We start from the raw sequence: 5,272 nt of genomic DNA on the forward strand, positions 1-5,272 counted from the left end.
TCCTACGATATGGCGCGCGCGGGCAACGCGCCCGACCTGCCCCCGCGCCCCGCGCGGATCGACCGTTTCGAGCTGATCGCCCGCCCCGATGCCGATACGGCGGTGTTCGAGGTGGAATCCGGCAAGGGGGTGTACATGCGCGCCCTTGCGCGTGACATCGCGCTGGCCTGCGGCACGGTGGGCCATGTGGCGGCGCTGCGGCGGCTCCGGGTCGGGCCTTTTGATGAATCCGATGCGATTGTGCTGGACAAAATTGTCGCAAGCGCCGACAACGCGCCTGCTCCACCGGATCTGCTCCTTCCGGTCGCGACCGCGCTGGCCGACATCCCGGCGCTGGCCCTGACACGTGAGGAAGCGGATGCCCTGTCATACGGCCAGGCACTTGACCTGGGCGTTCTGGCGGACCGGATGCCGGACCACACCGACCCCCGCAGCGGGGTCGTGCGTGCAATGGACGGGGCGCGTGTGGTCGGGCTGTGCCGCCCCGTGGATGGCTGGCTGCGATCGGTACGCATGCTGTGAACCGAATGAATCTTTAATGGAGAAAACGATGTCGATTACTGCTGAACGCCGCACGGCGCTGATTGGCGAATACCAGACCGCCGCCACGGACACGGGCTCACCGGAAGTGCAGGTCGCCCTGCTGACCGAGCGGATCGTGAACCTGACCGACCATCTCAAGACCCACGCGAAGGATTTCCATTCCCGCCGTGGCCTGCTGATGCTGGTCGGCCGCCGCCGCCGCCTGCTGGACTATGTCAAGCGCAAGGACCAGAGCCGCTACGAAACACTGATCAAGCGCCTCGGCCTGCGTCGCTGATTTGCGACCACGCGGGAACGCGGTCATAATGCGTTCCCGCACGGCCCGTCCGGGCGCGGGGCATGCCCTGACATGCCCGTGCCCGGCGCGGTCGGATATTTTCAGGCGTCCATAACGGGCGCCATCAACTCGCTGCCGACGCAACGGCGGAAATGTCCGGACCGGATCGCAGCGTTTCAGGCCACATGGTGTATTGGCGGCGGAGCCGTCATCACTCCATGCCGTCCGAGGCGCTGCCATCATATGTTCCCACGTCCGGCCCGCCAGCATTGCGGCAGTCAACGGACAGGGTTTGTCTGGATGTTCAATTATTTTCGCAAGGAAATCGAGTGGGGCGGTCGCCCGCTGGTGCTGGAAACGGGCAAGGTCGCCCGTCAGGCCGATGGCGCGGTGGTGGTCACCTATGGGGATACGGTGGTGCTCTGCACGGCTGTTGGCGCCAAGAGCGTAAAGCCGGGGCAGGATTTCTTCCCGCTTACGGTCAACTATCAGGAAAAGGCCTACGCCGCGGGCAAGATCCCCGGTGGCTTCTTCAAGCGTGAAGGCCGCCCGAGCGAGGCCGAGGTTCTGAACTCCCGCCTGATCGATCGCCCGATCCGGCCGCTGTTCCCCGAAAACTTCCGCAACGAAGTGCAGGTCGTGGCCACCGTGCTGAGCCATGACATGGAAAATGATCCGGCGGTTGTGGCGCTGATCGGCTGTTCGGCCGCGCTGACGCTGTCGGGCATTCCGTTCTTTGGCCCGGTCGCCGCCGCGCGTGTGGGGTACAGCGATGGCAGCTACATCCTGAACCCGACCATTTCGCAGGTGCGTGAGAGCGAACTCGACCTGGTCGTGGCCGGAACGGCGGAAGGCGTGCTGATGGTCGAGTCCGAGGCGGCCGAGCTGTCCGAGGACGTGATGCTGGGCGCCGTGACCTTCGGCCATGAAGCCTTCCAGCCGGTGATTGACCTGATCATCGACCTGGCCGAGAGCGCGGCCAAGGCGCCGTGGGAACTGGCCGAGCCGACGGCCGAGGAAATCAAGCTGCGCAAGAAGGTGGACAAGGCCGGTCGCGCCCTGATCGCCGAAGCTACAAGGAGCGCGCCAAGCAGGTGCGTTACAAGAAGGTCGCCGCCGCGCGTGAAGCGATTCTCGCCAAGATCGGCGAGGCCGACGCCGACGCCGCCAAGCCGATGATCAAGGATCTGGAAGCCGACGTGGTGCGCACCGAGGTGCTGGACACCGGCTACCGCATCGACGGGCGTGATCTGGAAACGATTCGCCCCATCGTGTCCGAAGTCGGCATCCTGCCGCGCGCGCATGGCTCCGCCCTGTTTACCCGTGGCGAGACGCAGGCGCTGGTTGTTGCCACGCTGGGCACGGCGCAGGATGAGCAGGTGGTGGACGCGCTGGAAGGCGAATACCGCACCAACTTCATGCTGCACTACAACTTCCCCCCCTTCTCGGTGGGTGAGTGCGGGCGCATGGGTTCCCCCGGCCGTCGTGAAATCGGTCATGGCAAGCTGGCGTGGCGCGCGATCCATCCGCTGCTGCCGGGCAAGGACACCTTCCCGTACACCATGCGTGTCGTGTCCGAGATCACGGAAAGCAACGGTTCGTCTTCCATGGCGACGGTGTGCGGCACCTCGCTTGCGCTGATGGATGCCGGTGTGCCGCTCAAGCGCCCGGTCGCCGGTATCGCCATGGGGCTGATCAAGGAAGACGAGGACTTCGCCGTCCTGTCCGACATCCTTGGTGATGAAGATCACCTTGGCGACATGGACTTCAAGGTGGCCGGCACCGAGCAGGGCGTGACCGCGCTCCAGATGGATATCAAGATCACGTCCATCACGCCGGAAATCATGAAGATCGCGCTGGGTCAGGCCCGTCAGGGCCGCATGCACATCCTGGGCGAGATGGCCAAGGCGCTGACCGAAGGCCGTTCGGATGTGTCCTCCTCCGCGCCGAAGATCACCACGATCTCCGTGCCGAAGGAAAAAATCCGCGATGTGATCGGTCAGGGCGGTAAAGTCATCCGTGAGATCGTTGAATATTCGGGCGCGAAGATCGATATCAACGATGACGGCACGATCATGATCGCCGCGACTTCCGACGATCAGGCCACAAAGGCCATCGAGCGGATCCGTGGCATTGTGGCCGAACCCGAAGTGGGCCAGATCTACAATGGCAAGGTGGTGAAGACCGCCGATTTCGGGGCGTTCGTGAACTTCCTTGGCCCGCGTGACGGTCTTGTCCACATCTCCGAACTGGCGCAGGGCCGCGTCTCCAAGACGACCGATGTCGTCAAGCAGGGGGACGAGGTGAAGGTGAAGGTTCTGGGCTTTGATGATCGCGGCAAGGTCAAGCTGTCCATGCGCGTGGTCGATCAGGAAACCGGCGCCGACATTACCGACACGGTTGGCGCCAAGCCCGGTCGTGCGCCCGCCGCGCGCTGATACGCGGCGGCCGGGTCGATAGGACGGTCCGACGCGCAGGGGGGCCTGCGGGTTTTCCCCTGCGCGCGGGCAGATACATGACGATGGAATGGTGATGAAGCCGATCAATGCGATCCGAATGGGCGGGACGGATATTCTGCCCCTGGTCGAGGGGGGGAAGGGCGTCTCGATCTCAACCGGCGTATCCGCCGGGCACTGGGCCGCAGCCGGGGGGGCAGGCACGGTTTCGATCGTGAATGCCGATTCCTATGATGCAAGCGGCAACGTGATCCCGCAGGAATATCATGCAGGACGCGGCGCGAACGGCACGAGGAACTGGTCGATTACGCCATTCGCGGCGGTATCGCCCAGGCGCGCATCGCCCATGAGATCGCGGGCGGGCGCGGACGCATCCATGCCAACATCCTGTGGGAAATGGGTGGGGCGGAGCGTGTCATCAACGGGGTGCTGGAAGGCGCGCCGGGGCTGATACAGGGCCTGACCTGCGGCGCGGGCATGCCGTACCGCCTGTCCGAAATCGCGGCGCGGTTTGGCATCCATTACTATCCCATCGTTTCCTCCGCGCGGGCGTTCAACGCCCTGTGGCGGCGCGCCTATCACAAGGTGGCGGAGCTGCTGGGCGCGGTGGTGTATGAAGACCCCTGGCGCGCGGGTGGCCATAACGGCCTGTCCAATACCGAAAACCCGCTGGCGCCGGAGGATCCGTTCCCCCGCGTGCTGGCGCTGCGCAAGCAGATGCGGGCTTTCGGGCTGGATGAGACGCCCATCATCATGGCCGGTGGCGTATGGTGGCTGGAGGAATGGCAGGACTGGATCGACAACCCCGAACTCGGGCCGATCGTCTTCCAGTTCGGCACCCGTCCGCTGCTGACGCGTGAAAGCCCCATTCCCGATTCGTGGAAGCGCCGCCTGCTGACACTGAAGAAGGGGGATGTGTTCCTGAACCGCTTCTCCCCCACGGGTTTCTATTCCTCCGCCGTGAACAATGCCTTCCTCGGCGAGCTGCGCGGACGTTCCGAGCGGCAGATTCCCTTCTCGCCCGAGGAACTGGGCGCGCATACCATGGCGCTGGCCATCGGCGCGCGCGGGCGGCAGGTTTATGTCACCCCGACCGACGGACAGCGCGCGCGGCTGTGGATGGAGGAAGGCTATACCGAGGCCATGCGCACGCCGGATAACACGCTGGTGTTCGTGACCCCGGAAAAGGCGCGCGAGATTCTGGCCGATCAGGGGGCCTGCATGGGCTGCCTGTCGGAATGTCGCTTTTCCAACTGGTCGCAGAAGCCGCCCGCCTATTCCAACGGGCACAAGGCGGACCCGCGTTCGTACTGCATCCAGAAAACGCTGCAGGCGGTGGCGCATGCCCATGGCCCGGATCAGGATGAGGTCATGGACCACAACCTCATGTTCGGCGGCACCAATGCGTGGCGTTTCGCGACCGATCCGCTTTACGCCAACGGTTACGTGCCCAGCGTGAGCGAACTGGTGGAACGGATCATGACCGGGCGCTGAACCCGATGCACTGATGGAAAAAAGGCTGGCTCCCGCAGGGGGGCCAGCCTTTTTTGTTCAGGGGCAGGTTCTTGCCGATGTTGCGTGGACGGGCTTTCCCGTCAGCTGCTTAGTTCGCGGCGGGCAGGCAGCTTTCGCGGAACAGGGCGAAGGCCAGCGCGCGATGGCTTATGGTGTTCTTTTCCGCGTCGCTCATATCGCAAAGCTGCGCGCGCTAGCGCCGGGGGCGAAGATCGGGTCATAGCCGTGCCCGTTCCTGCCCTGGGGCGGCCAGATGACATGCCCGTCAATCCGCCCCTCGAAGCTTTCGGTGCGGCCATCGGGCCATGCCAGGCACAGGACGGATATGAACCACGCGCTGCGGTCGGGGTTGTTTCCCATGCGGTCATGGATACGGCGCATGGCGTCGGGATAATCCTTTTCCGGTCCTGCCCAGCGGGCCGAGAAAAATGCCCGGCGCGCCCCCCAGCGCCGCGACGCAGAATCCCGAATCATCGGCCAG

The 5,272-nt window shown here is 64.6% G+C and carries 1 protein-coding gene and 4 pseudogenes; 4 read left to right on the plus strand and 1 reads right to left on the minus strand.

The features are described from left to right. The 4 genes and pseudogenes from JCM25156_RS09055 to JCM25156_RS22975 form a co-directional block, all read left to right on the plus strand. Positions 1-522: pseudogene (locus tag JCM25156_RS09055) on the plus strand (tRNA pseudouridine(55) synthase TruB); the annotation flags it as partial. A gap of 28 nt (positions 523-550) precedes the next feature. Next, positions 551-820: a 30S ribosomal protein S15 gene (rpsO, locus tag JCM25156_RS09060; RefSeq protein ID WP_025812833.1), complete on the plus strand. Its 270-nt coding sequence runs from the start codon at positions 551-553 to the stop codon at positions 818-820. A 300-nt stretch (positions 821-1,120) separates the two neighbouring features. Further along, positions 1,121-3,258: pseudogene (gene pnp, locus JCM25156_RS22970) on the plus strand (polyribonucleotide nucleotidyltransferase). A 94-nt stretch (positions 3,259-3,352) separates the two neighbouring features. Continuing rightward, positions 3,353-4,770: pseudogene (locus tag JCM25156_RS22975) on the plus strand (NAD(P)H-dependent flavin oxidoreductase). Between the two features lie 109 nt (positions 4,771-4,879). Here JCM25156_RS22975 and JCM25156_RS22980 read toward each other — a convergent pair. Continuing rightward, a pseudogene (locus tag JCM25156_RS22980) lies at positions 4,880-5,272 on the minus strand (non-canonical purine NTP pyrophosphatase); the annotation flags it as partial.

The organism is Komagataeibacter kakiaceti JCM 25156 (genome assembly GCF_000613305.1).